The sequence below is a fragment of the Mycobacterium sp. E1715 genome, from assembly GCF_001667625.1.
Lineage (GTDB): Bacteria > Actinomycetota > Actinomycetes > Mycobacteriales > Mycobacteriaceae > Mycobacterium.
The window spans coordinates 1-25,426 of record NZ_LZJJ01000052.1; the positions used below are offsets into that span (position 1 = coordinate 1).

21 protein-coding genes, 3 pseudogenes and 1 riboswitch are annotated in these 25,426 nt (G+C 70.9%); of the genes and pseudogenes, 13 read left to right on the top strand and 11 right to left on the bottom strand.

Annotated features, from left to right (window positions below):
* Window positions 1-1,177 (bottom strand): phosphomethylpyrimidine synthase ThiC (gene thiC, locus A9X03_RS02955; RefSeq protein ID WP_231975338.1); only part of this gene is annotated, 1,177 nt, incomplete at its 3' end.
* Window positions 1,170-1,280, bottom strand: a riboswitch (TPP riboswitch). (Overlaps the previous gene by 8 nt.)
* 160 nt (window positions 1,281-1,440) lie before the next feature.
* Between thiC and A9X03_RS02960 the strand changes: the two genes are divergently transcribed.
* The 3 genes from A9X03_RS02960 (at window position 1,441) to A9X03_RS02970 (ending at window position 6,393) form a co-directional block, all read left to right on the top strand.
* A complete protein-coding gene (locus tag A9X03_RS02960) occupies window positions 1,441-2,091 on the top strand; it encodes a PAS and ANTAR domain-containing protein (RefSeq protein ID WP_067755429.1) in 651 nt (216 codons plus the stop codon).
* Window positions 2,092-2,191: 100 nt separating this feature from the next.
* Window positions 2,192-2,548, top strand: a complete 357-nt coding sequence (locus tag A9X03_RS02965) for an STAS domain-containing protein (RefSeq protein WP_067780681.1) — start codon at window positions 2,192-2,194, stop codon at window positions 2,546-2,548.
* Complete coding sequence (locus tag A9X03_RS02970; protein WP_068259629.1) at window positions 2,545-6,393, top strand: SpoIIE family protein phosphatase; 3,849 nt, start codon at window positions 2,545-2,547, stop codon at window positions 6,391-6,393. The genes A9X03_RS02965 and A9X03_RS02970 overlap by 4 nt, the downstream gene beginning before the upstream one ends.
* A 6-nt stretch (window positions 6,394-6,399) precedes the next feature.
* Here the strand turns inward: A9X03_RS02970 and A9X03_RS02975 are convergent, their stop codons facing one another.
* Window positions 6,400-6,675 carry a hypothetical protein gene (locus A9X03_RS02975; protein ID WP_139273001.1) on the bottom strand — a complete coding sequence of 92 codons (276 nt, stop codon included), beginning with the start codon at window positions 6,673-6,675 and terminating at the stop codon, window positions 6,400-6,402.
* Between the two features lie 63 nt (window positions 6,676-6,738).
* Here A9X03_RS02975 and A9X03_RS30590 point away from each other — a divergent pair.
* Window positions 6,739-6,816 (top strand): annotated as a pseudogene (locus tag A9X03_RS30590) (hypothetical protein); the annotation flags it as partial.
* On the opposite strand, the gene A9X03_RS02980 reads toward A9X03_RS30590, so the two are convergent.
* The 5 genes from A9X03_RS02980 to A9X03_RS03000 form a co-directional block, all read right to left on the bottom strand.
* The gene (locus A9X03_RS02980; protein WP_156746456.1) at window positions 6,782-11,167 is read right to left on the bottom strand and encodes a cation-translocating P-type ATPase; all 4,386 of its coding nucleotides are present in this window, start codon (window positions 11,165-11,167) and stop codon (window positions 6,782-6,784) included. The pseudogene A9X03_RS30590 and the gene A9X03_RS02980 overlap by 35 nt on opposite strands.
* Window positions 11,168-11,217: 50 nt before the next feature.
* Complete coding sequence (locus tag A9X03_RS02985; RefSeq protein WP_067755425.1) at window positions 11,218-11,679, bottom strand: hypothetical protein; 462 nt, start codon at window positions 11,677-11,679, stop codon at window positions 11,218-11,220.
* 214 nt (window positions 11,680-11,893) lie between these two features.
* Window positions 11,894-12,700 (bottom strand): exodeoxyribonuclease III, encoded by an 807-nt coding sequence (locus tag A9X03_RS02990; protein WP_067783627.1) that lies wholly within the window; start codon window positions 12,698-12,700, stop codon window positions 11,894-11,896.
* Between the two features lie 110 nt (window positions 12,701-12,810).
* Window positions 12,811-13,521 carry a GCN5 family acetyltransferase gene (locus A9X03_RS02995; RefSeq protein ID WP_068259634.1) on the bottom strand — a complete coding sequence of 237 codons (711 nt, stop codon included), beginning with the start codon at window positions 13,519-13,521 and terminating at the stop codon, window positions 12,811-12,813.
* Window positions 13,521-14,114: a peptide deformylase gene (locus tag A9X03_RS03000; RefSeq protein ID WP_068259637.1), complete on the bottom strand. Its 594-nt coding sequence runs from the start codon at window positions 14,112-14,114 to the stop codon at window positions 13,521-13,523. Before A9X03_RS03000 ends, A9X03_RS02995 begins: the two co-directional genes overlap by 1 nt.
* Window positions 14,115-14,315: 201 nt before the next feature.
* Here A9X03_RS03000 and A9X03_RS03005 point away from each other — a divergent pair, with 201 nt between their 5' ends.
* The 7 genes from A9X03_RS03005 to A9X03_RS03035 are packed head-to-tail and all read left to right on the top strand — an operon-like array spanning window position 14,316 to window position 19,460.
* Window positions 14,316-14,624 (top strand): DUF3263 domain-containing protein, encoded by a 309-nt coding sequence (locus A9X03_RS03005; RefSeq protein ID WP_007167558.1) that lies wholly within the window; start codon window positions 14,316-14,318, stop codon window positions 14,622-14,624.
* A gap of 18 nt (window positions 14,625-14,642) precedes the next feature.
* Window positions 14,643-15,119 carry a LytR C-terminal domain-containing protein gene (locus A9X03_RS03010; protein ID WP_067755403.1) on the top strand — a complete coding sequence of 159 codons (477 nt, stop codon included), beginning with the start codon at window positions 14,643-14,645 and terminating at the stop codon, window positions 15,117-15,119.
* Window positions 15,120-15,143: 24 nt separating this feature from the next.
* Complete coding sequence (locus tag A9X03_RS03015; protein ID WP_067755400.1) at window positions 15,144-15,863, top strand: superoxide dismutase family protein; 720 nt, start codon at window positions 15,144-15,146, stop codon at window positions 15,861-15,863.
* Complete coding sequence (locus tag A9X03_RS03020; RefSeq protein WP_067755396.1) at window positions 15,853-16,983, top strand: glutamate--cysteine ligase; 1,131 nt, start codon at window positions 15,853-15,855, stop codon at window positions 16,981-16,983. The genes A9X03_RS03015 and A9X03_RS03020 overlap by 11 nt, the downstream gene beginning before the upstream one ends.
* On the top strand, window positions 16,983-17,609 hold the full coding sequence (locus A9X03_RS03025; protein ID WP_067755393.1) for an LON peptidase substrate-binding domain-containing protein: 627 nt from the start codon (window positions 16,983-16,985) through the stop codon (window positions 17,607-17,609). Before A9X03_RS03020 ends, A9X03_RS03025 begins: the two co-directional genes overlap by 1 nt.
* Window positions 17,610-17,625: 16 nt before the next feature.
* Complete coding sequence (locus A9X03_RS03030; protein ID WP_067755390.1) at window positions 17,626-18,648, top strand: TIGR03617 family F420-dependent LLM class oxidoreductase; 1,023 nt, start codon at window positions 17,626-17,628, stop codon at window positions 18,646-18,648.
* Window positions 18,645-19,460 carry an enoyl-CoA hydratase/isomerase family protein gene (locus A9X03_RS03035; protein WP_068259639.1) on the top strand — a complete coding sequence of 272 codons (816 nt, stop codon included), beginning with the start codon at window positions 18,645-18,647 and terminating at the stop codon, window positions 19,458-19,460. The genes A9X03_RS03030 and A9X03_RS03035 overlap by 4 nt, the downstream gene beginning before the upstream one ends.
* A gap of 23 nt (window positions 19,461-19,483) precedes the next feature.
* Here A9X03_RS03035 and A9X03_RS03040 read toward each other — a convergent pair whose 3' ends face one another.
* From A9X03_RS03040 to A9X03_RS03050, 3 genes are all read right to left on the bottom strand, one after another.
* A complete protein-coding gene (locus A9X03_RS03040) occupies window positions 19,484-20,413 on the bottom strand; it encodes an SDR family NAD(P)-dependent oxidoreductase (protein ID WP_068259643.1) in 930 nt (309 codons plus the stop codon).
* Window positions 20,414-20,432: 19 nt separating this feature from the next.
* Window positions 20,433-21,794, bottom strand: a complete 1,362-nt coding sequence (locus A9X03_RS03045) for an MFS transporter (RefSeq protein WP_068259646.1) — start codon at window positions 21,792-21,794, stop codon at window positions 20,433-20,435.
* A gap of 223 nt (window positions 21,795-22,017) precedes the next feature.
* A complete protein-coding gene (locus tag A9X03_RS03050; RefSeq protein WP_068259649.1) occupies window positions 22,018-22,839 on the bottom strand; it encodes a hypothetical protein in 822 nt (273 codons plus the stop codon).
* 21 nt (window positions 22,840-22,860) lie between these two features.
* Between A9X03_RS03050 and A9X03_RS03055 the strand changes: the two genes are divergently transcribed.
* Window positions 22,861-23,457: a TetR/AcrR family transcriptional regulator gene (locus tag A9X03_RS03055; protein ID WP_067891314.1), complete on the top strand. Its 597-nt coding sequence runs from the start codon at window positions 22,861-22,863 to the stop codon at window positions 23,455-23,457.
* Here A9X03_RS03055 and A9X03_RS03060 read toward each other — a convergent pair.
* Window positions 23,431-24,852 (bottom strand): annotated as a pseudogene (locus tag A9X03_RS03060) (AAA family ATPase); the annotation flags it as partial. The gene A9X03_RS03055 and the pseudogene A9X03_RS03060 sit on opposite strands and share 27 nt — an antisense overlap.
* Here A9X03_RS03060 and A9X03_RS03065 point away from each other — a divergent pair.
* Window positions 24,827-25,426, top strand: a pseudogene (locus A9X03_RS03065) (ATPase); the annotation flags it as partial. The pseudogenes A9X03_RS03060 and A9X03_RS03065 overlap by 26 nt on opposite strands.

Genomic DNA, 25,426 nt, shown 5'->3' on the forward strand with positions numbered 1-25,426 from the left:
CGTCAAGGACGGGGTGATCGCCTACAAGATCGCCGCCCACTCCGCAGACCTGGCCAAGGGCCATCCGCGGGCCCAGGGTGTAGAACGGGGCCTCCTCGCACAGCTCCTCTTCGAGCCGCACGTTCTCGACGATCTTGTGCATCGGGACGTGCCCGGGGCCCTCGATCATCACCTGTGCGCCATGGGCTTTCGCGATCTTGGTCAGTTCGCCCAGCGTGCGCAGCTCGGCGAACTGCGCGGCGTCGTTGGCGTCGGCGATGGAGCCCGGCCGCAACCCGTCACCGAGCGAGAAGGTGACGTCGTAGCGGGCGAAGATGTCGCAGAGCTCCTCGAAGTTGGTGTAGAGGAACGACTCCCGATGATGTGCCAGGCACCAGGCCGCCATGATCGAGCCGCCGCGCGACACGATCCCGGTGACCCGCTTGGCGGTCAGCGGCACATACCGCAGCAGCACGCCGGCGTGCACGGTCATGTAGTCCACGCCCTGCTCGCACTGCTCGATCACGGTGTCGCGGTAGATCTCCCACGTCAGTTCCGTCGGGTCGCCCTTGACCTTTTCCAGCGCCTGGTAGATCGGCACGGTGCCGACCGGGACGGGGGAGTTGCGCAGGATCCACTCGCGGGTTTCGTGGATGTTCTTGCCGGTGGACAGGTCCATGATGGTGTCCGCCCCCCAGCGGGTGGCCCACACCATCTTGTCGACCTCCTCGGCGATCGACGACGTCACCGCGGAGTTGCCGATGTTGGCGTTGACCTTCACCGCGAAGGCCTTGCCGATGATCATCGGTTCGATCTCGGGGTGGTTGTGGTTGGCGGGGATCACCGCGCGGCCGCGCGCGACCTCGTCGCGCACCAGCTCGGCGGGCATGTCCTCGCGGGCGGCGATGTATGCCATCTCGGCGGTGATCTCGCCGGCCCGGGCCCGCTGCAACTGGGTGCCGCGGTCGCGGACCACCCCGGGCCGCGGCGGCAGCCCGGCCGTCACGTCTATCACCGCGTCCGGGTCGGTGTACGGGCCAGAGGTGTCGTACAGGTCGAAGTGGTCCCCGGTGGACAGGTGCACGCGCCGGAACGGCACGCGCGCACCGCCGTCCAGCTCGCGGTAGACCTTGCTGCTGCCCGCGATCGGTCCCGTGGTGACGGACGCCTCGACGGCTTTGGAAAGTACATCGGTCATTTCTTCATCTCCCTACGCCGGCATTACCCGGTCAGGTTCGTACGGTCGACGGCCGCAAGCCGTCCTCTCAGCGCATTCGACGTGCGCTCCCGCGTATTTGGATGTTCCGCCCGCGACGTTACCCCCACCCCAGGCCACTCGGCAGGTGGGCGGCCAATCCGCCGGGGCGGTAGCCGGGTTTATCCGCCGAATGGAAAAATGCAAACGTGCAAGAGCAAGGGGAGACGGACGGGTCGACACCCGCCGGTGCCCGCGGCCAACAGCTGGGCCCCGTCGAGGCGGTCGCCCGCTATCTCAACGTCGGCGCCTTCCGGTTCTGGTTCATCGGCGAGCGCTGGGAGTGGTCCGACGAGGTCGCCAGGATGCACGGATACGAACCGGGGACCGTCGAGCCGACGACGAAGCTGTTGTTGTCGCACAAGCACCCCGACGACCGTCGGCACGTCCAGGAGGTGCTCGACTACGCGCTCGAGTCCGCGGAGTCGTTCTCCAGCCGGCACCGGTTCCTCGACACGGCGGGCAGAGTCCACGACGCGATCGTGGTGGCCGACCGCATGCACGACGAGTCGGGCGCCGTGGTGGGCACCGCCGGCTACTACATCGACCTCACCAACACCTTGGACGAGACCCGCCAGGAGGTGCTCGACGAGGCACTGCCCGACCTGTTCGAAAGCCGCGCGGCGATCGAGCAGGCGAAGGGGGTGCTGATGTACGTGTATCGGGTCAGCGCCGAGCAGGCCTTCCGGGTGCTGCAGTGGCGGTCGCAGGAGACCAATGTGAAGCTGCGGTCGCTGGCCCGGCAACTGCTCGCCGAGGTCACCACGTTGGACGGCGCCACATCCGCGGTGCAGAGTCAGTTTGATCACGTCCTGCTGACGGTGCATGAACGGATATCCGACGAGTCCGTTGGGTAACCAGTGGAATACGCGAACGCGCCGGCCCGCAAACCGTTAGTGTTCCTAGGCACTGCGAGCGGCGCGCACCGCGTCGGAACGGTTGCGAAAGGCACAGAAGTTGTTGGCGGTGGAACACGAATCTCTCGATGACGCGGTTGTGGTGCGCGTCAAGGGTGGTGTCGACTCCAGTACCGTCGATGAGGTCAACGCCCAGCTGAACGCCGCGCTCAAGCTGGCCGAGTCACACCCGGCCCGGCTCGTCGTCATCGACCTGCAAGCGGTCGACTTCTTCGGCAGCGCCGCGCTGAACGCCATGCTCGAGTGCCACGACGCGGGCAAGGAAGCGGGCACGCCAGTCAGGCTGGTCGCGGACCACGACCCCGTGCTTCGCCCTATCCAGGTGACCGAGCTGGACCGCATCTTCGACATCTACCCCACGCTGTCCGAGGCGCTGCAACACAAGCGACCGCAATGACCCCGGCGCTGCCGGCCGATCTTGCGGCTGCGGTCGGTTTGGGCGGGGAGATGGGCCGCCGGTTCGCCGAATTCGACTGGGCCTCCCATCCGTTGGGGTCGCCCGCCGACTGGCCGGCCGAGGTACGGCTGGCCGTGGCGGTCGCGCTCACTTCGAGGTTTCCCATCGTGCTCTGGCTCTGCCCTGGCGACCTGTTCCTGATGTACAACGATGGCTACGCGCAAATCCTGGGGGACAAACACCCAGCCGCCCTGGGTTCGCGCGCCGAGCAGGTGTGGTCGGAGATCTGGCCGCAGATCTCGCCGATGCTCACCAGCGTGATGGAGACCGGCGTCGCCACGTGGTCCGACGACCTGATGTTGCCGCTGATGACGGCCGGTCAGTCGCAGGAGCGCTACTTCACGTTCACCTACAGCCCCATCATCGGCGGCGAGGGCCCGGTCACCGCGATTTTCTGCGCGGTGATCGAAACGACCGGCCGGGTCTTGAGCGGGCGGCGGCTGCACCTGCTCAACGCGGTGGCGACCGCCGTCATGGACGCGCGCACCATCGACGACGCGGTGAGTAGCGCCGTCGCGGTTTGTGGGGCACAACCGCTGGACCTGCCGTTCATCGCCGTCTATGTGGCAGGCGACGGGGAGGGCGCGCGCAACAGCACGCTACGCGGGGCGACGCCCGCCGTCCGCCGCCTGCTGCCGGGCTCGCTGGCCGAGCTCACCGGTTGGGACAAGACGCCACGTGCGCGAGCGGCGCGCGTCATCGACCGGCTCGAGGACGTAGTCCCGGGTATCGCGGAGCTTTTCGGCGAGGAATGTCCCCGACAGGGCCTGGTGTTGCCGCTCGGCGAGGCGGCGGCCGCGGGGGCGCTGGTGGTCGGCCTCAGTCCCCGCCGCCCGCTGGACACGCAGTACCGCGGCTTCTGCCAGCTGCTCGCCGACCAGCTCACGTCGACGTTCGCGCAGATCGTCTCCTACGAGCAGCAACGGCAGCGGGCCGACGCGCTGGCCGAGCTGGACCGGGCGAAGACGGCGTTTCTGACCAACGTCAGCCACGAATTCCGCACGCCGCTGACGCTGCTGCTCGGGCCGCTCGACGACGCGCTGTCCGAAGCGGCGCCGGACAGCGTGCTGGCGGACCGGCTGAGCACGGCGGGCCGCAACGCGCGGCGGCTGCAGCGCCTGGTCGAATCGCTGCTCGACTTCTCCCGCATCGAGGCCGGCCGCGCGAACGCGAAGCTGGCATGCACCGATGTCGGTGCGCTGACCGCCCACATCGCGTCGTCGTTCACCGAGCTCTGCCGCCGGGCGGGGCTCGAGCTCGTCGTCGACTGTTCCCCGGTGCTGGCCGACGTCGACCCGGGCATGTGGGAGACGATCATCCTGAACCTGCTGTCCAACGCGGTGAAATACACACTGCGCGGCTCGATTTCGGTCCAGGTGCGTGCCGAGCCCGGGTATTGCGTCGTCACCATGCGCGACACCGGCGTGGGGATCGCCGCCGAAGACCTCGACCGCCTGTTCGACCGCTTCTACCGCGCGGACAACCTGCGCGGCCGGAGCGTGGAGGGCACCGGCATCGGGCTCTCGCTGGTGCGCGGGCTCGTCGAGCTGCACAGCGGAACCGTGGAGATCGACAGCGAACTGGACCGGGGGACCACGGTGACCGTCCGGCTGCCGCGATCGATCGGTACCGAGGCGGATCAGGCGACGGCCGGCCAGCTGGACGAGAGCAACCCCTATGTGGCCGAGGCCCGGCAATGGCTCACGCCCGTCTCGGGGGGCGACGGGCCGGCTCCCGCGCCCGAGAGGTCGCGCCAGCTGGTGCTCATCGCCGACGACAACGCCGACATGCGGCACCATCTCGATCGGGTGCTGTCGGCCCATTGGGAGACCGTGCTCGCCGCCGACGGAGAGTCGGCGCTGGCGATGACGCGGAAGCTGCGCCCGGACGCGGTCGTCACCGACGTCATGATGCCCGGCATCGACGGCTTCGGACTGGTGGCGGCCGTCCGCGCGGATCCGCAACTGGCGGCCACGCCGGTCCTCATGCTGTCGGCCCGGGCGGGGGCGGAGGCGATCGACGAGGGCTACGCCGGTGGCGCCGACGATTACCTGCCCAAGCCGTTCCGCTCCCAGGAGCTGATCGACCGGGTGAAGTCGCGGCTGGCCGCGGTGGCGCGCGAGCGCGACCGCCAGCGTCGCGCGGCGGCGTCGGACCTGGTGCTGCTCGACTCCGCGCTGCAGGCCGCCGACACGGTCGCCGGGATCCTCGACGCCTTGCTGGAATCCTCGTTCGGCTCCGCCGACGCCGCCACCGTCACGATCGGCATCTTCGACGGCGAACGCCACATCCGGTTCGAATACGCCGGCCACCTGCCCGGCGAACTGCGCGACCGCTACCACGTGACCACGCTCGACTCCCCGGTGGTCGGCGCCGACGTCGTGCGCACCGGCGAGTCGATGGTGGTCCCGGACACGTTCGACCTGCCGCCGCGCTACCAGCACGCGGTGCAGGACACCGCCGGCAGCGTTCGCGCCTGCGTGGCCCACCCGTTGCGGGATCACGCGGATCGCGTCGTCGGGGTGCTTATCCTGCTGTGGCCCACGCCGCGCGAATTCGACGCCGCCGAACTCGATGCGTTCGGCCGAATGGCCGAGCTGACGTCCTCGGCCGTGGACCGGGTCCGCGTCCTGGCGAGCGAGCACCGCATCGCGGTCGACTTCCAGGAGCAGCTGCTGGACCTGGACCGCGGCTCGACGGCCGCGGTGGTGGCCGCCGTGTATCAGCCCGCGGGCGAGGCGATGCGCGTAGGCGGGGACTGGTATTCGGTCACGCCGCTGGATCGCACCCACCGGGTCGCGATATCGGTGGGCGACGTCGTCGGCCACGGGTTGGCCGCCGCGATCGTGATGAGCAGGCTGCGCGCCGCGGTGGCGGCCTCGGCCCTGACGGCGGGAGAACCGGGCGCGGTGCTGGGTGCGCTGGACCGGTACGGGGCCAGCGTCGCGGGGGCGCGTTGCGCGACGGTGGCCTACGCCCTCGTCGAGACGGAGCCGGACACCGGTTGCGCCACCGTCAGCTACAGCTGCGCCGGCCACCCCTACCCGCTAGTGGTGTACCCCGACCGTCGCGCGCTGTTCCTGACCGCGGGCCGGCGCCTGCCGGTCGCCATCAAGGAACACGACGCCGAGAGCTACCCGGCCGACGCCACCGCGACGGCGAACCTGCCACCCGGGAGCCTGATCCTGCTGTACACCGATGGCCTGATCGAGCGGGTCGGCGAGACGCTGGACGACGGCTTGGCCCGGCTGCGGGCCGCGGCCGCGGACTGCGTCGACCTTCCCGTCGAGTCGGTCTGCGCCGAGGTGCTGTCCCGGATGGCCCCGCCCACCGCTTACCGCGACGACGTCGTCCTGCTCGCGCTGCGGGCGTGCCACGAGACCCCACGCAGCTTCGCCACCGTGGTCACGGCTGCGCCGGGGCAGATTCCCGTCGCGCGCGACCGGCTACGCAACTGGCTGGCCGGCATGGCCGTCGACCCCAAGCGCGAGCTGGACATCCTGCTGGCGACCGGCGAAGCCGTGACCAACGCGATCGAGCACGGCAGCGACGGCGAACCGCGCCGGACGGTGTCCGTGGAGGCCTTCCGGCGCCAGCACACGTTGGCCGTCACGATCAGCGACACCGGCCGGTGGGTGGGCGATTCCTCGGCCAGCCTGCGCAGCCGGCGGCGCGGCCGCGGTCTGACCTTGATCGGCGGGCTGGCCGATCACGTCGACACGCTGCGCACCGCGGGGGGCACCAGGGTCACGTTGCGGTTCGACCGGGCCGTCCGGAGCGGTTAGGCCTGGTCAGGCCTCTTCCATCGCCTCGCCGAGCTCTTCGAGGAGCTTGTTGTGGTGGTTGGCGGCCAGGAAGTGTCCGGCGGCGATGACCACGGCGACCGGCCAGTCGATGAGTTCGAACGCCGCCAGGGCGGCCAGGCCCCCGAAGTAGGCCAGCTGCTCCGGCCGCGGAATCTCCATCTGGCCGACGACCGGAAGGTTGACGACGAACGTCTCGCCTTCGCGGATCTTTTCCACCGCCTCGCGCTGCGACGTTCCCCTGCGTGACTTCTTTTCCGCCATCATTTGCCTTTCAGTAACGAAGGGTTTGCCGCCTCGCCGGGTGCTGCGGCCACCGTCGGACTTATGTCGACGATGACCGACGCCGGGGGCGATCCGCTAGTTTCCTCTATTGCTCGGGTGCTGAAGGTGCCGTTACAGGAACTCTATGCGCTGCTGTGGCGGGCCGGGGTCGTAGAGGTTCACCCACCTCACCGGGGGCCGCGGCGGATTTGTCCGGACCCGTCAGCGCACGATTCGCAATCCCGATCGCGACGGTCGCCGCAGCGGCGGATCCCAGCCCCTGCGCCCAGCCGACCGGACCCAGCGGTGTGCATCCCAGCAGTTGGCTGACCACGGGGATGCTGATCAGCGTTCCCATCGCGGCCAGCGATCCCACCGCGGTGAACACCACCAGCGGGGCGTGTGAATCCAGCAGCGTTTGACCCAGCTCGGCGCCCACCAGCGCGACCAGCGCCACGGTGGACGCGCGCTGCGGGCGGCCGGTGACGCTGCCCATCGCCCACGCCGCCGTCGTCGCGGCCGCCGTTGTGACGCCGCGGATGGCGACGGCGCGCCACAACGCGGGCTGATCCGGGCCCCGGATGCCCGGGTCGACCGGGCCGCTGGGCTTGCTCACCGCGAGGGCCGCGGCCGGCAGCGCGTCGGTCATCATGTTCACCAACAGCAGCTGCCGCGTGTTCAGCGGTGAGGTCCCGGTTATCGCGCTGCCGACGATGGCGAACAACACCTCGCCGGCATTGCCGCCGAGCAGCACGGACACCGCGGCCTGCACTCGTTGCCAAAGTTGGCGTCCCTCTTCGATGGCGTGCAGCAGGCCCTCGATGCGGGCGTCGACCAGTACCACGTCGGCGGCCATGTGCGCCGGGTCGCTGCCGCCGGCGACGACGCCGATGCCGACCGTGGCCGCCCGAATGGCGGCGGCGTCGTTGGCCCCGTCCCCGACCATCGCCGTGCGCACCCCCGCGCTCTCGAGGGTCTGAACGACCTGGACCTTGTTCTCCGGTGTCATCCGGGCGAAGATCACCCGCTCGGTCACGACGCGCTCTTGATCCTTGCGGGACAACGCATCCCACTCGGCGCCGCTGATCACCTGCTCGGCGGTCACGCTGAGCCCGAGCTCCTCGGCGATGGCCTGGGCGGTGATCGGGTGGTCGCCCGTGATCAGCTTGACGCCCACCGACAGCCGGCGCAGATCCGCGAGCAGGCCCGCCGCCTCGGCGCGCGGTGTGTCGGACAGGCCGAGGAACCCGGTCAGCGTCAGCCCGTCGCGGGCGAAGTCGGCGATCTCGTCGGGATCCTGCCGAATGGCTTGGGCCTGGGCGGAACTCAGCTGCCGCCGCGCCACCGCGATCACCCGCAGCCCCCGGCCGGCCATCGAGGCCACCGTCTCCTCCGGGGCGGGGCCCACGTCGCCGCAGGCGGCCAACACGACTTCGGGGGCGCCCTTGACGGCCAGTTCGGTGTCCGTCACGGAGGCCGAGAAGGACCGGCCGGAGCGGAACGGCAGGTGCGCGACGGGTGCGCTCGAGCTGTGGCCGTTGACGGACGCGGCGGCCTCGAGGATCGCGACATCGGTGGCGTGCGCGTGCGGGCCGCCGTTGGACGGCGGGGCGGCGTGCGCGGCGCAGCGCAACACCTCCTCGCGCGAAGCGCTCGGCGCCGCAACCACTTCGGCCACCCGCAACCGGTTCTGGCTGAGCGTTCCGGTCTTGTCGAAGCAGACCACGTCGATGCGGCCGAGCGCCTCCACCGAGCGCGGGACGCGCACCAGCGCGCCGAATTTGGTGAGCCGCCGCGCCGACGCCGCCTGCGCCAGCGTCGCCACCAACGGCATGCCCTCGGGCACCGCCGCCACGGCGATGGCGATGCCGCTGGCGACCGCCTGGCGCAGCACCGAGCCCCGCAGCAGCGCCAGCGCGCTGACCAGCGCGCCGCCGGTCATGCTGACCGGGAAGGCGCGGTTGGTGAGCTGGCTCAGTTGATGCTGCAGGCCGATGTCCGACGACAGGTCACCGGAGACCAGTTCTGCGGCGCGGCGTTCCTGGGTGTCGGCCCCGACCGCGGTCACCACCGCCACCGCGGTTCCCGCGACGACGGTCGTCCCCGCGTACAGCATGCAGCGGCGTTCGGCGAGCGCGGCGCCGGGTGTCGGCTCCACCTGCTTCTCCACCGACAGCGACTCACCGGTCAGCGTCGACTCGTCGACCTCGACGTCGACCTCCTCGATGATCCGGGCGTCGGCGGGCACCACCTCGTGGGTGCGCACCTCGATGACGTCGCCGGGCTGGAGCTGCGCCGCGATGACGTCGGCATACGTCCGCTCCCCGTCAGCGTCGGCGATTACCTTGCGGGCCGGTGGGATCTGTTGTGCAAGAAGGTGATCCAACCGGTTTTCGGCGCGCAGCCGCTGGCTTGCCGCCAGCATGGAGTTCCCGGCCAGCACCGAGAAGACCAGTACGGCGTCGACCGGCGAGCCGAGCACCGCGCTGGCCGCCGAGCCGAGCGCCAGCACGGGGGTCAGCGGGTCGGTCAGCTCGGCGCGGACCGCGGCCACGAACTGCAGGAAGGCATGCGCGCGCGTTTCCGGCTGTGGGGCCCCGAGGGTGGCCAGCGCCAGGCGCCTCGGGTCGCCGTCGGGCTCCGAGTCGGGTGGCGGCAACGCCCGGCGGACCTGCTCGACGGCCATCGCATGCCACTCCTGAACGGGGGCCGGGCGGGGCGTGTCGGCCCGGATGATGCCGCGCGCCAGCAGGTATCCCGACAGCGCGCCGGCCGCGGCGCCACTGGTCACCGGCCCGCGCCCGATGCCTCGGACGCCGGGGATCATCAGCAGCGAGCCCATCGCCGTTGCGCCCGCCGAGATCCCGACGCCGCGCTGGGCGGCGGCCCGGGCGGCCGGGAGCGCGTGCAGCACCCGCCAGGCCGCCCCAAGGTCGGGCAGCAGCAGGTCGGCGTACCACGGCGGGGGACCGTCGCCGGGCTCGGGCATCATGCCAAGCGCCACGTCTGCAGACCAAATGGCTTGCGCCCCCGGCGATGACAGCACGGCGACAGTGCGGCCCGCCTCGTGCAGGTCCGCCACGGCACCGGCCAGCGCGTCGTCGACGGAACACCGCCCCAGCGGCCGGATCTCGTCGAACGCGGGCCGCAGCTCGCCCAGCGAATCGTCCTCGACCGAAACCAGTTCCGATCCCGTCCGGTGTGCCTCGCCGACGACGGCCGACGCCAACGGGTCGTGCGTGAAGCAGAACAGCGCCTCGACTTCCGCGTCCGGCGCGCTGGGCGATATCGCGGGCACCGGATGCCAGCCCGGGCGCAACCGGTTCTTCTCCAGCATCAGCTGGGCGCGCGACCACGCGGCGGGCAGCTCGGCTTCGGAAGCGCCGCGAATCAGCGACACCCGCAAGCTCGTGGTGCACAACACCCGGGGATCGATGACGATCGCGTCGACCCGGTCCAGGCGGCGCAGCGCCTCCGGGCGCAGCGCCAGGACCGCGTGCCGGTCGGCCAGCCCCCGGCCCAGCGCCGCGGCGAAGGCCTCCGGCGTCGTGCGGTTGGCCGCCGGGGTGGTCACGAGGACCGCCAGGGCCGCCTGGTTGAGGTTGCGGGTGGTGGCGCCGACGATCCCGGCGCTGACCGCCTGGACGAGCGCGAACCGGCCGGCGTGGTGGTCGTCCGGCCTGCCGCGCGGCGGCTTGGCCGCCGCCGACGGGTCGGTGCGCGGATGGTCGGCGTGGCCGGCCAGCTGAGGTTCGTGGTGTACCCAGGCGCGCGCCTCCGCGCGGCATTCGGCGGCCTTGAGCGACTGCATCAGCAGGCCCACGGACAACGAGGCGGGGGACTGGGTGACGGTTTCCGCGGCCGTCAGGGCCAGGGTCAGCGCCGTGTCGGTCGCGGGCCGGCCGATGCGGTCTTCGAGCAGGCGGCGCAGCCACGGTTGGTAGTCGACGGCGACCACGCCCGCCAGGACGCCGATCGGCATCCGCGGCCAGCGCAGCGCGCGGCCGGTCAGCGCCAGGCCCAGCCCGGCCGCGCTGGCGGCCGCGGTGGCGGCCCGGGTCGCCAGCACCACGCCGTCACCCGGCAGGCTCGTCGGGGGCGCCAGCGGTTCGGCTGCGCCGCAACGCTTCTCGGCGATGTCGACGATGCGGCACAGGTCGCGCAGCGAGGTGTCCGCTTCGCAGACGGTGACCACGACGCGCGACAGCGGATAGTTCAGGACGGCGGATGCGACGCCGGGGTGGGCCAGCAGCGCGTCGAGCACCGAGCGTCCGAGCTCGTCACCTGAAGCGCCGTCCAGCCCCCGCACCTCGATCCAGGCGCGTTCGGCGCCGCGCCAGCAGCGGCGGCTCAGTGTTGCCGGACTCTCCTGGGGCAGATCGCCCGCGATCGCCCTTGCGCCCTCGCGCAGCGGAATCGCGGCGATGGTGATGCCGGCCTCGACGAGCGAGGTGGTGGCCTGGATGCCCGTCGCGACGGCGCGCAACGGCATAGATCGTTGTATCGCTGTCGCAATGCTCAAAGCGGCTTCGAACGGTCCCGTTAGTTGGTGCTACGCAGCGCGGTGCCGCCGGCCCGGCGCCCGGCCGCCTTCTTGGCCGTCGACTTGCCGGCCGCCTTCTGTGGCGCCGCCTTCTGCGGCGCCGATTTCTGCTCCGCCGGTTCCGCGGGCACGGCCTTGAGGCTGGCCTTGGGCGCCGGGTTGCCCGATCCGTTCCGGTGGCTCAGCCGTTGCAGCAACAGGGCACCGCCGCCCACCGCCAACAGCACCGGCCACTCGACCAGCCCCGCGACCCCGAGCGCGCCGATGGCCACCGCCGCCGCGGGCGTCGAGTGGCTGCCGCTGCTCATTCCCTTTTTGATGCCCTCGGCGGCCCCCGTGACGCCGCCGATGACTCCGTTCACCGCCGCGCCACCCACGGCGCCGGCGGCCGCGGTCGTCGCGCTTGCCGCGCGATTCACCGCTTGACCCACCCCTCGGACTGCCCCGCCGATGACACTCATCATGACTCCTTGGCTTTCCTGCCCTTGCCGCGAACGCGCGTCACCGGTGAGCTATACCCGCTGAACGCGTCGTTAACGGCAAAAAAACACTGTTCGTCGGTTCTAACAAAATCAAAGCCTGCCACCTTGCAAACGCGCAGACAACGAGCAGTCGCATTTAATTTGCCTGAGCTTAACCTGGTTATGGGCGCGGCGCGAACGAGTTCAACGCGATTTAGCCTCGCCTTATGTCGATTTGCACCGGTGCGTGATCGCTGGCGGCCTTTCCCTTGCGCTCGTCGCGCACGATCTGGGCGTCCGTCACGCGGGTGGCCAATTCCGGTGAGGCCAGGATGAAGTCGATGCGCATGCCTTGCCGTTTCGGAAACCGGAGCTGGGTGTAGTCCCAGTACGTGTAGACCCCCGGACCGGGCGTGAAAGGCCTTACCACGTCGGTGAATTGGGCTTCGACGATGGCGCCGAACGCCCGGCGCTCCGGCTCGGAGACGTGGGTGGCGCCGACGTAGTATTCGGTGCTCCAGACGTCGTCGTCGGTCGGGGCGATGTTCCAGTCGCCGGCCAGTGCGATCTGCGCGGTGGGGTCGTCGCGCAACCACCCCGCCGCCGTATCACGCAGCGCGGCAAGCCATTCCAGCTTGTAGGTGTAGTGCGGGTCGCCCAGCGCGCGGCCGTTGGGCACATACAGGCTCCAGACCCGGACGCCATCGCAGGTGGCGCCCAGCGCGCGGGCTTCGGCCGTGGCTGCCACCTCCGGTTTGCTGCTCCAGGTGGGCTGACCGTCGAATCCGATCTGCACGTCGTCGAGGCCCACCCGCGAGGCGATCGCCACGCCGTTCCACTGATTGAAGCCGACATGCGCCACCTCGTAGCCGAGTTCGAAAAACGGCAGCGTGGGAAATTGGCTGTCCGAACATTTGGTCTCCTGCATGGCCAGCACGTCGACGTCGGCGCGCGCCAGCCAGTCGAGGACGCGGGGCAGGCGACTGCGAATCGAGTTCACGTTCCAGGTGGCCAGCCGCAGCGGCGATCGCAAGGGCGGCGAAGCCGGGCGCTGCGGGTCGCCGCCATCAATCTGCGGCGATCGCAAGGGCGGCGAAGCCGGGTGCTGCGGGTCGCCGCCATCGTGCATCGCTAGACGGTATCCCAGGCCGGGGAGCGGGCCGGAAAGTAGCGGCGGCTGTGGTGCGCCCGGAAGCCCAGCGCGTCGGCCAGTCGCAGCATGCCGGTGTCATCGTCCGCAACGACCAGATAGGCCCGGGTCGCGCCGCGCGCCGCGGCCAGGGCCAACTGCGCTTCGTAGGTGGCCGGGTCGTCGCCGGCCGCCGGCAGGCCCACCCAGCGCGTGCCGTGCCGCGCCGGCGCCGAGACGTCACGCACCAAGACGCGTTCCGTGCGTTCGGCGCTCAGCCCCGGCGGCAGCGGCAGCAAGCGATCGGGTATCGCCAGGCGCGCCGTCATGCCGCGGCGCTCATACCAGTCCGCGATCGCCGCCATGGCGCTTGCTCGGGCCGAAACATCCAGCGGCAGAGCGAAATCCACGTGTTCCCCGGCCCGCAGCAGCCAGCCCTCGAGCCACGCGCGTTCCACGCCGGGCGACGCGTCGGCGGCCGCGCGCTCCAGCGCCCGGATTTCGGAGGTGCGCACCGGGGCGTCGGTCAGCACCCGCAGCGCGACCACGTCGTCGGGCAACACCTCGGTGACCGCGCCCGTCTTGGTCCGCACCCGCACCACCGGGTCGACCGCCAGCAGGTGGCCCACGGCGTCGGTCAGGGGCGGGACCGAGCCCGGGGGCCGCCGGTAGCGCAGCGTCACCCGCGTGCCCAACTCCGGCCACGAGAACATCAGTGACCGAAGGGGTCCGGCCCCTCGCCCGGCAGCCACGACAGCCCGGGAACGCCCCAGCCGTGCGACTTGACGGCGCGCTTCGCGCTGCGGGCGTGGCGACCGATCAGCCGATCCAGGTACAGGAAGCCATCCAGGTGCCCCGTCTCGTGCTGCAGCATGCGCGCGAACAGGCCGGTGCCCTCGAGCTCGACGGCGTTGCCGTCGGCGTCGAGGCCGGTGACGCGCGCCCAGCTGGCGCGGCCGGTGGGAAACGACTCGCCGGGGACCGAGAGGCAGCCCTCGTCGTCGTTGTCCGGATCGGGCATCGTCTCCGGGATCTCGGAGGTTTCCAGCACCGGGTTGACGACCACGCCGCGGCGCCGGTCGGTCCGGCCCCGGTCGTCGGCGCAGTCGTAGACGAAGACGCGCAACCCGACGCCGATCTGGTTGGCGGCCAGGCCGACTCCGTGTGCGGCGTCCATGGTGTCGTACATGTTGGCGATCAGCTCCGCCAGGTCCGGCGGCAGCGATCCGTCGGCGCCGACCGGCACCGGCTGCGTCGGGGTGTGCAAGACCGGATCCCCGACGATCCGGATCGGTACGACTGCCATGGTCGGCTAAGCTACCGCACGCCCGCACGGGCGGAAGCCGGCCGTGTTCTCCGGGCAATCTGAGCCAATCGGCCGACTCGCGGGTCTGGATGACGGCTTGAGGGTTTGCGCCGTGATTCAATATTCGCCGAAACACGCCCTCAGGTAAGTCAAGTCATCTACAGCAGCCGAGAATCGCCGGAAGGGTCCAGGGGAAGCTATATGGACAGCGCCATGGCGCGGGCAAATCGATCGGGGGACGATGCCGAGATCGCAGATGGCCTCACCCGCCGCGAACACGACATCCTCGCCTTCGAACGTCAGTGGTGGAAATTCGCGGGCGTAAAAGAGGAAGCGATCAAAGAGCTGTTTTCGATGTCGGCGACGCGCTACTACCAGGTGCTCAACGCGCTCGTCGATCGGCCGGAGGCGCTGGCCGCCGACCCGATGCTGGTAAAGCGGTTGCGGCGGCTGCGGGCCAGCCGGCAGAAGGCGCGGGCGGCGCGGCGCCTCGGCTTCGAGGTGACCTGACTCGCTACAGTGGGCTCGATGAAAGAGCGAGTCCCCGACTCCACGGGGCTGCCCCTGCGGGCGATGGTGATGGTGCTGTTGTTCCTGGGGGTCGTATTCCTGCTGCTCGGCTGGCAGGCGCTGGGGTCGTCCGGCAGCTCCGAGGACGACTCGGCCTCGGCGGTGTCCACGTCGTCCGCCACCAGCACGTCGGCCACGCCGACCAGCACTAAGCCCGCGGCCAACCGGTCCGAGGTGCAGGTGTACAACATCTCGACAAAAGAGGGCGTCGCGTCGCGCACCAAGGATCAGCTCACGGCCGGCGGTTTCAACGTGACCAAAGTCGACAACCTGACCGTGCCCGACGTCTCGGCCACCACGGTGTATTACACCGACGCCGACGACGAGCACGCCACCGCGGACGCGGTCGGCAAAATCCTGGGCGCGCCCGTCGAACCGCGCATCCCGGCGCTGACCGGGCAACCGCCCGGGGTCATCGTCCTCGTTACGGGTTGACCCGTCAGCGGCTAGGCTTCCGCTATGCCTCAGCTCGCTGGTTACCGCACTGCCGCCGTCACCATTTCCGCGCTCTCCGCAGCAACTTCGGTCGCGCTGCTCGGCGCGTGCTCGTCGCCCCAGCACGCCTCGACGTCCCCGGGCACCACGCCGGCGGTGTGGACCGGTTCGCCGGCGCCGTCGGGAACCGGCACGCCGGAGGGCGGGCCCGTCGCCGCGCCGTCGGGGCCGAGCATCGTCACCCACCTGAAGGCGCCCGACGGCACCCAGGTCGCGACCGCCTCGTTCCAGTTCAACAACGGCTACGCCACGGTCACCATCGAGACGACCGCCAACGGGGTGCTCTCGCCCGGCTTCCACGGGGTGCACATCCACAAGGTCGGCAAGTGCGAGCCCAACTCCGTCGCCCCGACCGGTGGCGCGCCGGGCGATTTCCTGTCCGCCGGCGGGCACTTCCAGACGCCCGGGCACGCCGCCGAGCCCGCCAGCGGTGACCTCACCTCGCTCCAGGTGCGCAAGGACGGGTCCGGGATGCTGATGACCACGACGGACGCCTTCGCCATGGACGACCTGCTCAGCGGCCAGAAGACGGCGATCATCATCCACGCCGGCGCCGACAACTTCGCCAACATCCCGCCGGAGCGGTACAACCAGGCCAACGGCACCCCGGGCCCCGACCAGATGACGATGAGCACCGGTGACGCCGGCAAGCGGGTCGCGTGCGGTGTGATCGGTGCCGGCTAACAGGGCCCACGCGCGCATCGATTTCGCCCGGTCACCGAGGCCGACCCTCGGCGTGGAGTGGGAGTTCGCGCTCGTCGACGCGCAGACCCGCGACCTGAGCAACGAGGCCACCGCGGTGATCGCCGAGATCGGCGAAAACCCGCGCGTACACAAGGAATTGCTGCGCAACACGGTCGAGGTCGTCAGCGGCGTCTGCAGGTCCACCGGCGAGGCCATGGAGGATCTGCGGGAAACCCTCGGGCCCGCGCAGCGGATCGTCCGCGACCGGGGCATCGAACTCTTCAGCGCCGGCGCCCACCCGTTCGCGCAGTGGTCCACCCAGAAGCTCACCGACGCGCCCCGCTACGCCGAACTGATCAAGCGCACGCAGTGGTGGGGCAGGCAGATGCTGATCTGGGGCGTGCACGTGCACGTCGGAATCTCCTCGGCGCACAAGGTGATGCCGATCATGACGTCCCTGCTGAAGTACTACCCGCACCTGCTGGCGCTGTCGGCGTCCTCACCGTGGTGGACCGGGGTGGACACCGGGTACGCCAGCAACCGCGCGATGATGTTCCAGCAGTTGCCCACCGCCGGCCTGCCGTTCCAGTTCCAGACCTGGCCGGAGTTCGAGGGGTTCGTCTACGACCAGAAGAAGACCGGCATCATCGATCACGTCGACGAAGTCCGTTGGGACATCAGGCCTTCGCCGCACCTGGGCACCCTCGAGGTACGGATCTGCGACGGCGTGTCCAACCTGCGGGAGCTGGGCGCGTTGGTGGCGCTGACGCACTGCCTGGTGGTGGACCTGGACCGCAGGCTGGAAGCCGACGAGACGTTGCCGACCATGCCGCCGTGGCACAACCAGGAGAACAAGTGGCGCGCGGCCCGCTACGGGCTGGACGCCATCATCATCCAGGACGCCGACAGCAACGAGCGGCTCGTCACCGAGGACCTCGACGACGTGCTGAATCGGCTTGAGCCCGTGGCGAAATCGTTGGACTGCGTCGACGAGCTGGCGGCGGTGGCCGAGATCCCCAGGGTGGGCGCCTCTTATCAACGGCAACGCCGGGTGGCCGAGGAACACGATGGCGACCTGCGGGCGGTGGTCGACGCGCTGGTGGCCGAGCTGGAGATCTGATGGAGTTGGCGATGTTCCCGCTGGAGTCGGCGCTGCTGCCCGACCAAAACCTGCCGTTGCGGATCTTCGAGCCGCGCTACGGCGCGCTGGTCCGGCACTGCCTGGACACCGGCGACCCGTTCGGTGTAGTGCTGATCTCGCGGGGACGCGAGGTCGGCGGCGGCGAGGTGCGTTACGACGTCGGGGTGTTGGCCGAGATCACCGAATGCGTCGACCACGGTGGCGGGCGGTACTCCATGCAGTGCCGGACCGGCGAACGGATCCGGGTCTCCGAGTGGTTGCCCGACGACCCCTACCCGCGGGCGACCGTGACCGCGTGGCCCGACGAGCCGGGCGATCCGGTCACGGCCGCCCAGCTGGTCGAGGTCGAGGACAGGGTGATGGCGCTGTTCGAGCGGATCGCCGACGCGCGCGACGTGGCGCTGCCCGACCGCGCGGCGCTGCTGGGCGAGGACTCGGCCGGCGATCCCGGACAACGCCTGTACGCGTTGGCCTCTCGTATCCCCATCGGCACGGCCGACCTCTACACGGTGCTGTCGGCGCCGTCGGCCTCCGAGCGATTGGCGGCGCTGCGCGAGGCGGTCGACGCGCTCGCCGAGGTGGTGGAGTTCCAGCTTTCCGAATGACGCGACAGGGGAGTAGATGAAGGTACATCTGCAGGTCGACGGCTCACCGGTGGACGCGGCGGCGAGCGCCGCCGAGATCGCCGCGACCGGAGCCGACGGCCTGTTCACCTTCGAGGGCCAGCACGACGTGTTCTTCCCGCTGATCCTCGCCGCCGGCACCACCGGACTGGACCTGATGACGAACGTGGCGATCGCGCCGCCCCGCAGCCCGCTGCACCTGGCGCACGCCGCCTACGACCTGCAGCTCTACAGCGGCGGGCGGTTCCGGCTCGGCCTCGGCTCGCAGGTGAAGGCCCACATCGAAAAGCGTTACGGCAGTAGGTGGGAGCGGCCCGCGGCCCGGATGGCCGAAACCGTCTCGGCGATTAAGGCGATCTTCGCGGCCTGGGAAGGCCGCGCCCGCTTGGACTTTCGCGGCGAATTCTTCACCCACACCATCATGGCGCCCAACTTCAATCCCGGGCCCAACCCGTTCGGGCCGCCGCCGGTGCTGCTGGGGGCGCTGGGCCCGGTGATGACGCGCACCGCCGCCGAGGTGGCTGACGGGCTGCTGGTGATGCCGTTCAACAGCGCCCGCCACTTCGCCGAACGCACCCTCCCCGCCGTGGACGAGGGCCTGCGGCGCTCCAAGCGATCCGCCGAGGACTTCGAGATCGTCGTGCAGGCCATGGTCGCCGTCGGCCGCGACGAGGCGGGCCTGGCCGCCGCGATCGACGGTGTGGCGTCGCTGATCTCCTTCTACGGCTCGACGCCGGCCTACCTGCCCGTGCTGGAGGCCGAGGGCTGGGCCGACGTCCAGCCCGAGCTGAATGCCCTGTCCAAACAGGCCCGCTTCCCCGAAATGCGCCGGCTCGTCGGCGACGAGATGGTGGCCCGGATCGGGATCGTCGGCACGCCCGAGGAGTGCGCACGGCAGATCGCCGCCCGGTTCGGAGAGCGCGCCGCCGAGGTGTGCTGCTATTTCCCGGGTTACTCGCCGGCCGCCGCGGACGTCGCGGACCTGATCGGCGCCCTGCACCGCACGCCGGCGCTGCGATGAGTTCCGACCTCACCGTCGACGTCGACGCGGGCGTGGCGGTGCTCACGTTGAATCGGCCCGAGCGCCTCAACGCCTACACCGCCGAGATGGGCGCGCTGCTGGGCCGGGCCTACTCCGACTGCGACGGTGACGACGACGTCCGGGCCATCGTCGTGACCGGGGCCGGGCGCGCATTCTGTGCCGGGGCGGATTTCTCCCGCGAGACAAGCCCTTTCGACGCCCCGGGCGAGGAATTCTCGGCATCACCGATCACCCCGGCCGCGTTCGAGTTGCGCAAGCCGGTGATCGCCGCCGTCAACGGCCACGCGATCGGCATCGGGCTGACCATCGCCCTGCAGGCGGACCTGCGCATCGTCGCCGGCGACGCGAAATACGGTGTGGTGCAGGTCCGTCGGGGAGTGCTCCCCGATTGCATGGCGCACTGGACGCTGGCGCAGCTGACCACGCTGGGGGTGGCCGCGGACATCCTGCTGACGGGGCGGACCTTCGGCGGGGCCGAGGCGGTGACGCTCGGCATCGCGAACCGGGCGCTGCCCGCCGACCAGGTGCTCGACCACGCGGTGGCGCTGGCCCGCGACATCGCGGTCAACGTGGCGCCGATGTCGGCGGCGCTGTGCAAGCGGCTGCTGTGGGACACCGCGATCAACGGCTACACCCCGCGCCAGGTCGCGGCTCTGGAAACCCGGCTGCACCAACGGGTGATGGGCACCGCCGACGCGCGCGAAGGGGTCGCCGCTTTCCTCGAGCGCCGGCCGCCGTCCTTCACCGCGCGGCTCGCGAGCGAGTGGGAGCCGCTGCCGCCGAGCCGGTAATCCCGCATCGTCGGGCTACGCGACTAGATCGCGCACAACCGCTCGGAGAGGGCCCACCAGTCAGCCGCGCGTTGGTCGTCGCGCGCGTGTGGGGCGAGCCCGTCGCTGATCCGGCAGTCTTCCAGGTACAGCCCGCCCCGGCCGGCGAGCTGCGGGCTGACCGCGGCCCAGACCTGCGTGGCCGCACCCCGATCCGGTGTGAGGAAGTCGAGACGGCCGTCGCTCGGTTCGCCGCGCGCCGCGCTGTTGGCGGCGACGAGCCTGCGGAGGTTGGAGAAATCCTCGTGGGACATGTAGCGCGCCAGCGAGGTGGCCACGGTGCCGGGATGGACGGCGAAGGCGCGAATGCCCGCGTCGCGCAGGCGGCGGTCGGCCTCCCTGGCGTACAGGATGTTGGCCGTCTTCGAAGCGCCATAGGCGACGAACTTGTCGTAGTCGCGGCGCTCCCAGTTGGGATCGTCGAAGTCGACGTCACCCATGATGTGCCCGCCGGAGGACAGCACGACCAGCCGGGCGCCCTGTGCGGCGGCCAACGGACGCGTCAGTAGCCGGGTGAGCTCGAAATGGCCGAAATGGTTTGTCCCGATCTGGGTTTCGAACCCGTCCGCCGTCCGCCCGAACGGGGTGAACATGACCCCGGCGTTGTTCATCAAGACGTGGATCGCCGGCGCGATGTCGGTGATCGCCGCGGCCGCCGCGCGAACGCTCGACAGCGCGGTCAGGTCGAGATGCACGGTAGAGGTACGCGCGCCGGGTACGTCCTGCGCTATCCATCCGACCGTTTCGGCCAGGGCGGCATGGTTGCGCGCCGCCAGGACGACGTGCGCGCCGGCGGCGGCCAACGCTCGGGCCGACTCGCGGCCCAGCCCGGTCGACGCACCGGTGATCACACATGTCTTGCCGGACAGGTCGATTCCCTTGACGACATCGACGGCGGTGCGGCGTTCGGTCATGCGGCCAGAGTGTATGCGGTCAGGCCACGCCGACGGCGACTTTGCGGGGGACCTCTTCGACGGGATGGATGCGGCCGGTGACCAAGAGACCGGCCGCCAGCGCGCCGACGAAGTACAGGCCGGCGGCGACGTGCAGCAGCCGCGCGAAGCTGGCGTCCGTCAGCGTGCCGGCCGCGATCAGGCCCACGCAGGCAACGGAACTCAGCGCCGACGTCCTGCCCACGGCGTTTTGCAGCGCCGCCGCGACCCCGCTGCGGGCCGCGTCGACCGAGGACAGATTCACCGCGGCCAGCGGCGTCAGGGTGAGCACCGAACCGACGGCCACCACGATCGTCCCGGGCAGCAGGTGCGTGACGATGTTGAACCCGTCACCGGGACGGATGAGCAGCAGCCCCAACCCGGCCAGCAGCGGGCCTGTCGTCAAACAGATCCGAGGCCCGATGCGTGCGGCCAGCCTGCCGACGCGCTTAGCGAACAGGAACGAGATGATCGGCGTGGGCAGCGTGGCCAATCCCGCGACGGTCGCGCAATAACCGGCGACCTCCTGCGTGTACAGAGCGACCGCCAGCGCGCCCATCGTGATGGCGCCGTAGACGAAGCCGGTGGTCACATTGGCACCCGCGAAATTGCGAATCCGGAACAGCCCGAGCGGCACCAGGGGGTGCGGGGCGCGGCGCTGCCACGCCGCAAACGCGACCAGCGCGGCGACGCCCACACACAGCGAGGCGGCGACGCGGGGATCGGACCAGCCGTGCTCGCGCGATTCGATCAGGGCATACACCGTGGCGGCCAGCCCCACGGCCGACAGGACCGCACCGGTGACGTCGACGCGGACGCGCTGGGCCGGCCGCGGCATCGGGTGCAGCCAGAATGTCAACGCGAAACCGATGACCATCGGAACGGCCGACAAGACGTAGATCCATCGCCAGCTCAGCAAATCAACCGCCAGGCCGCCCAGCAGCGGGCCGAGCGCGAACGCCGTGCCCGTCCACGCGGTCCAGGTGCCGATGGCCGTCGCGCGCTCCCCGCGATCGAACGTCGAATTGATCAACGCAAGCGACCCGGGCACCAGAAACGCGGCGCCGAGACCCTGGACGATCCGCCCGGCGATCAGCACCACCGGCGTGGGGGCGCCGGCCGCGAGCACCGAACCCGTGCCGAAGGCCACCAGTCCAAGGCGGATCACCGGCACCCGCCCGAACAGGTCGGACAGGGAGCCGCCGGGCAGGATCGTGGCCGCCTGCGCCAGCAGATAACCGTCGACGATCCACTGCTGCAGGCAGAGCCCGCCGCCGAGGTCGCGCGCGGTGGCCGGCAGCGCCAGGTTCACCACCGTCGTGTCGAGGAAGGCGACCATCGAGACCATGGTTGCCACGACCATGACCCGGCTGGTTGGGGCGACGTTTCGAAATCGTTGCAGCCCGCCCCGGGCCGTGGGCGCGGCGACAGCGACCGCGGGAGATGGCTGCAATGCAATCATGTCGGTCTCACGGTGCGGCCGCCGTCGTCGTTCATCTGATTCCTCCTCGACGGCCGCCGAATCCCGTGATCCGGCAACCGTCTTCGAGAAGATGTATACGACGGGGTTACAAGCCGACTGCGGATCAGCTGTGGTATGCGTGCGCCCGTCGTCCACCGTCACGGGCGGCCCGTTGCACCAGCTGCGGTGCGATGGCCCTATGCAGGGGACCAACGACGGCCCAGACCGTCCGGGCGGCGGTCTTGCGGTGGTAGTGCACGCGAGTGGTGAGTGTGGCCCGCAGGCCGTCCTGGCGTCGCAGCGCCAGTTGGCCCCGCATCAGCGGCCCGCTCGCCGTAAGGACGAACTCGTCGTGATCCGAGCGGACGACCGACCAGCCGATGGGGTGATCCGGCGACGGATGCGTCGCGAGGTTGAATCTCAAGACGTGGCGGTGGAGCCACCGCACGGCGCCTCCGTCCGCTTCCCGGCCCAGCGCGTCGCGGAACATCTGCTCGGCCGAGCGCGTGTCGCCGGGCTGGATCGCGGCCTCGAAGACGTCGGTGTAGTCGGATGCGGTCGCGCTGGACCGCTCGTTAAGCACCGCAGCCGCAACGCGGTTCAGCGTCGCGCGGGTCACCGCCGCATGACCGCCGGTGCCGATGACGAGGCCGCGATACATCCGTCCGTGCAGGCCGGGGAAGGCCGCCCACGTGGTGGCGCGCAGCCGGGTGCGGTCGCCGGCCAGCGGCTCCAACTCGAACACCCACCGATACACCGCGAACGGGTGCCGGCCCTTCAGCGCGAACCGCTCCGGCGGCCGTGTCTCGTCGAGGACGAAACCGATTGGCACGGTTGACGGGTCGCCGGGATCCCGGCACATCACCCGCAGCAGCGCGGACCACGTGTCCGCGCGCCCCGCGTCCACGGTTATGGCATGCTCATCGATATAGGGTAATCGTTCCACATAGAAGGACCATACTAGATCGTGGCGCCTCCGCGGAAGCATGAAACCGATGTGATCCTCGACGCCGCCCGGGCGCTGGTGCTCGACGGCGGGCCGCGGGCGGCCAGCGTCGCCGCGATCGCCAAGGCCAGCGGAGCGCCCGCGGGCACCCTGTATCACCGGTTCGGCAACCGCGACGGCATCCTGACCGCGGCGTGGCTGCGCGCGCTGGAACGCTTCCAGGCGCGCGCCCTGGCCGCGGACGGTGAGACGCCGGCGGACACCGCCGTCGCGATGGCCGTGTCCGCCGTCGGCTTCGCGCGCGAGCTGCCCGACGACGCCCGGCTGCTGCTGACGATCCGGCCCGGCGACCTGCTCGACGACGAGCCCGACGCGGCGTTCCAGCAGACGTTGGCCGCGATGAACGCGCCGCTGACCGAGCGGATCGCGGTGTTGGCCCGGCAGCTGTACGGGAACAACAGGCCCCGGTCCGTCGACGCCGTCGCGCGGGCGGTCGCGGACCTGCCCTATGCCGTGGTCCGCCGCCACGCCTACGACGATCCGATGCCGCGCTGGCTCGAGGACGACGTCGCGGTGTCGGCGTTGGCGGTGCTACGGAGCTTCGGCGAACGCCCGTAACGCCTGCACCTGCGCGGGATCCAGTGAGGGGCGCACGATTTGGCGCGCCGCTGCGATGTCGGCGGCCGTCACGTCGGTGGCGTCGATCGAGCGCCGCATCGCGGTCAGCGCCGCCTCGCGCAGCAGCGCCACGCAGTCGGCGGCGCTGTAACCGTCGAGCCCGCCGGCCACCTCGTCGAGGTCGACGTCGTCGCTCAGCGGGACGGATTTCCCCGCGGTGCGCAGGATTTCGCGGCGGGCGGCGGCGTCGGGCGGCTCGATGAAGACGTGCCGCTCCAGCCGGCCCGGGCGCAGCAGCGCCGGGTCGATCAGGTCCGGCCGGTTGGTGGCGCCCAGCACGACGACGTCGCGCAGCGGGTTGACGCCGTCGAGCTCGGTCAGCAGCGCGGCCACCACCCGGTCGGTCACGCCCGAGTCGAAGCTCTGCCCGCGCCGGGGCGCGAGCGCGTCGATCTCGTCGAGGAACACCAGCGACGGCGCGGAGTCGCGGGCGCGCCGAAACAGTTCGCGGACGGCCTTTTCCGAGCTGCCCACCCACTTGTCCATCAGTTCGGAGCCCTTGACGGAATGCACGGACAGCTGCCCGGTGCTGGCGAGCGCGCGCACGACGAAGGTCTTGCCGCAGCCGGGTGGCCCGTACAGCAGCACGCCGCGGGGCGGTTCGACGCCCAGGCGGGCGAAGGTGTCGGGGTGCTGCAGCGGCCACAGCACGGCCTCGGTCAGGGCCTGCCGGGCCTCGGTCATGTCGCCGACGTCGTTGAGGGTGATGTTGCCGACGGTCACTTCCTCGCTGGCCGACCGGGACAGCGGCCGGATGACGGTCAGCGCGCCGACCAGGTCCTCCTGGTTCAGCTCGGGCGGGCGCCCGTCGGTGCTGGCGCGTGCGGCCGCCCGCAGCGCCGCCTCCCGCAGCAGCGCGGCCAGGTCGGCGACCACGAAACCCGGCGTGCGCGCGGCGATCTCGTCGAGGTCGAGGGTTCCCGCGGGCACGGATTTCAGCAGCGACTCCAGCAGCGCCTTGCGGGTGCCGGCGTCGGGCAGCGGGAGGCTGAGCTCCCGGTCGCACAGGTCCGGCGCCCGCAGCCGCGCGTCGAGCTGGTCGGGCCGCGCGGAGGTGGCGATCAACGCGACGCCCTCGGTCGCCACGGCGGTGCGCAGCTCGCCCAGGATTAGGGCGGCCACCGGCTCGGGGGTGGCCGGCAGCAGGGCGTCGACGTCGGTGATCAGCAGGACGCCGCCGCCGTCGCGGACGGCCTGCACCGCCGAGCTCACGGTCTTGAGCCGGTCCTCCGGCGTCAGCGCGCCCACCTCGGGGCCGTCCAGCTTGACCAGCCTGCGGCCGTCGCACACCGCGCGCACCAGCGTCACCTTGCCCACCCCGGCCGGGCCGGACACCCCGGTCGGCACCGCGCTGCTCGACGACGTGACGCTGTCCAACGCCGGGCTGCGTGAGGGCACCGCCGTGATCGTCGGCGCGGTCACCGTCTACGGCGCCCGGTCGGTGACGCTGTCCGGCTCGTCGCTGGCCAGCCAGTCCATTTCGCCGGTGACCCTGCGGCAGGCCCTGCTCGGCAAGGTGCTGACCGTCGGCGACGCCGTGTCGCTGCTGCCCCGCGATCTGGGCCCGGGCTTCTCGACGGCGGCCGCCACCCGCGCGCTGGCGGCCTCGGTGGGCATCAGTTGGACCTCGGAGCTGCTGACCGTCACCGGCGTGGACCCGCTCGGCCCGGTCAGCGTGCAGCCCAACTCGCTGGTCACCTGGGGCGAGGGCGTGCCGGCCGGCGGCCCGGCCGTGTCCACCGAGCTGGTCGACGTGGCCAGCCCCGAAACGGTCCTCGAGGAACTCAAGGGCTCACAGCCGCAGGCCGCCAAGCTCATCGAATGGCTCAAGCTCGCGCTCGACGAGCCGCACCTGCTCAAGACCCTGGGCGCCGGCGCCAACCTGGGCGTGCTGGTGTCCGGCCCGGCC

Coding starts and splice junctions, on each gene's coding strand:
- A9X03_RS02970 (WP_068259629.1), top strand. CDS start 2,545: ATGACCCCGGCGCTGCCGGCCGATCTTGCGGCTGCGGTCGGTTTGGGC.
- A9X03_RS02975 (WP_139273001.1), bottom strand. CDS start 6,675: ATGGCGGAAAAGAAGTCACGCAGGGGAACGTCGCAGCGCGAGGCGGTG.
- A9X03_RS02980 (WP_156746456.1), bottom strand. CDS start 11,167: ATGCCGTTGCGCGCCGTCGCGACGGGCATCCAGGCCACCACCTCGCTC.
- A9X03_RS02985 (WP_067755425.1), bottom strand. CDS start 11,679: ATGAGTGTCATCGGCGGGGCAGTCCGAGGGGTGGGTCAAGCGGTGAAT.
- A9X03_RS02995 (WP_068259634.1), bottom strand. CDS start 13,521: ATGTTCTCGTGGCCGGAGTTGGGCACGCGGGTGACGCTGCGCTACCGG.
- A9X03_RS03000 (WP_068259637.1), bottom strand. CDS start 14,114: ATGGCAGTCGTACCGATCCGGATCGTCGGGGATCCGGTCTTGCACACC.
- A9X03_RS03005 (WP_007167558.1), top strand. CDS start 14,316: ATGGACAGCGCCATGGCGCGGGCAAATCGATCGGGGGACGATGCCGAG.
- A9X03_RS03010 (WP_067755403.1), top strand. CDS start 14,643: ATGAAAGAGCGAGTCCCCGACTCCACGGGGCTGCCCCTGCGGGCGATG.
- A9X03_RS03015 (WP_067755400.1), top strand. CDS start 15,144: ATGCCTCAGCTCGCTGGTTACCGCACTGCCGCCGTCACCATTTCCGCG.
- A9X03_RS03025 (WP_067755393.1), top strand. CDS start 16,983: ATGGAGTTGGCGATGTTCCCGCTGGAGTCGGCGCTGCTGCCCGACCAA.
- A9X03_RS03030 (WP_067755390.1), top strand. CDS start 17,626: ATGAAGGTACATCTGCAGGTCGACGGCTCACCGGTGGACGCGGCGGCG.
- A9X03_RS03035 (WP_068259639.1), top strand. CDS start 18,645: ATGAGTTCCGACCTCACCGTCGACGTCGACGCGGGCGTGGCGGTGCTC.
- A9X03_RS03040 (WP_068259643.1), bottom strand. CDS start 20,413: ATGACCGAACGCCGCACCGCCGTCGATGTCGTCAAGGGAATCGACCTG.
- A9X03_RS03045 (WP_068259646.1), bottom strand. CDS start 21,794: ATGGTCGTGGCAACCATGGTCTCGATGGTCGCCTTCCTCGACACGACG.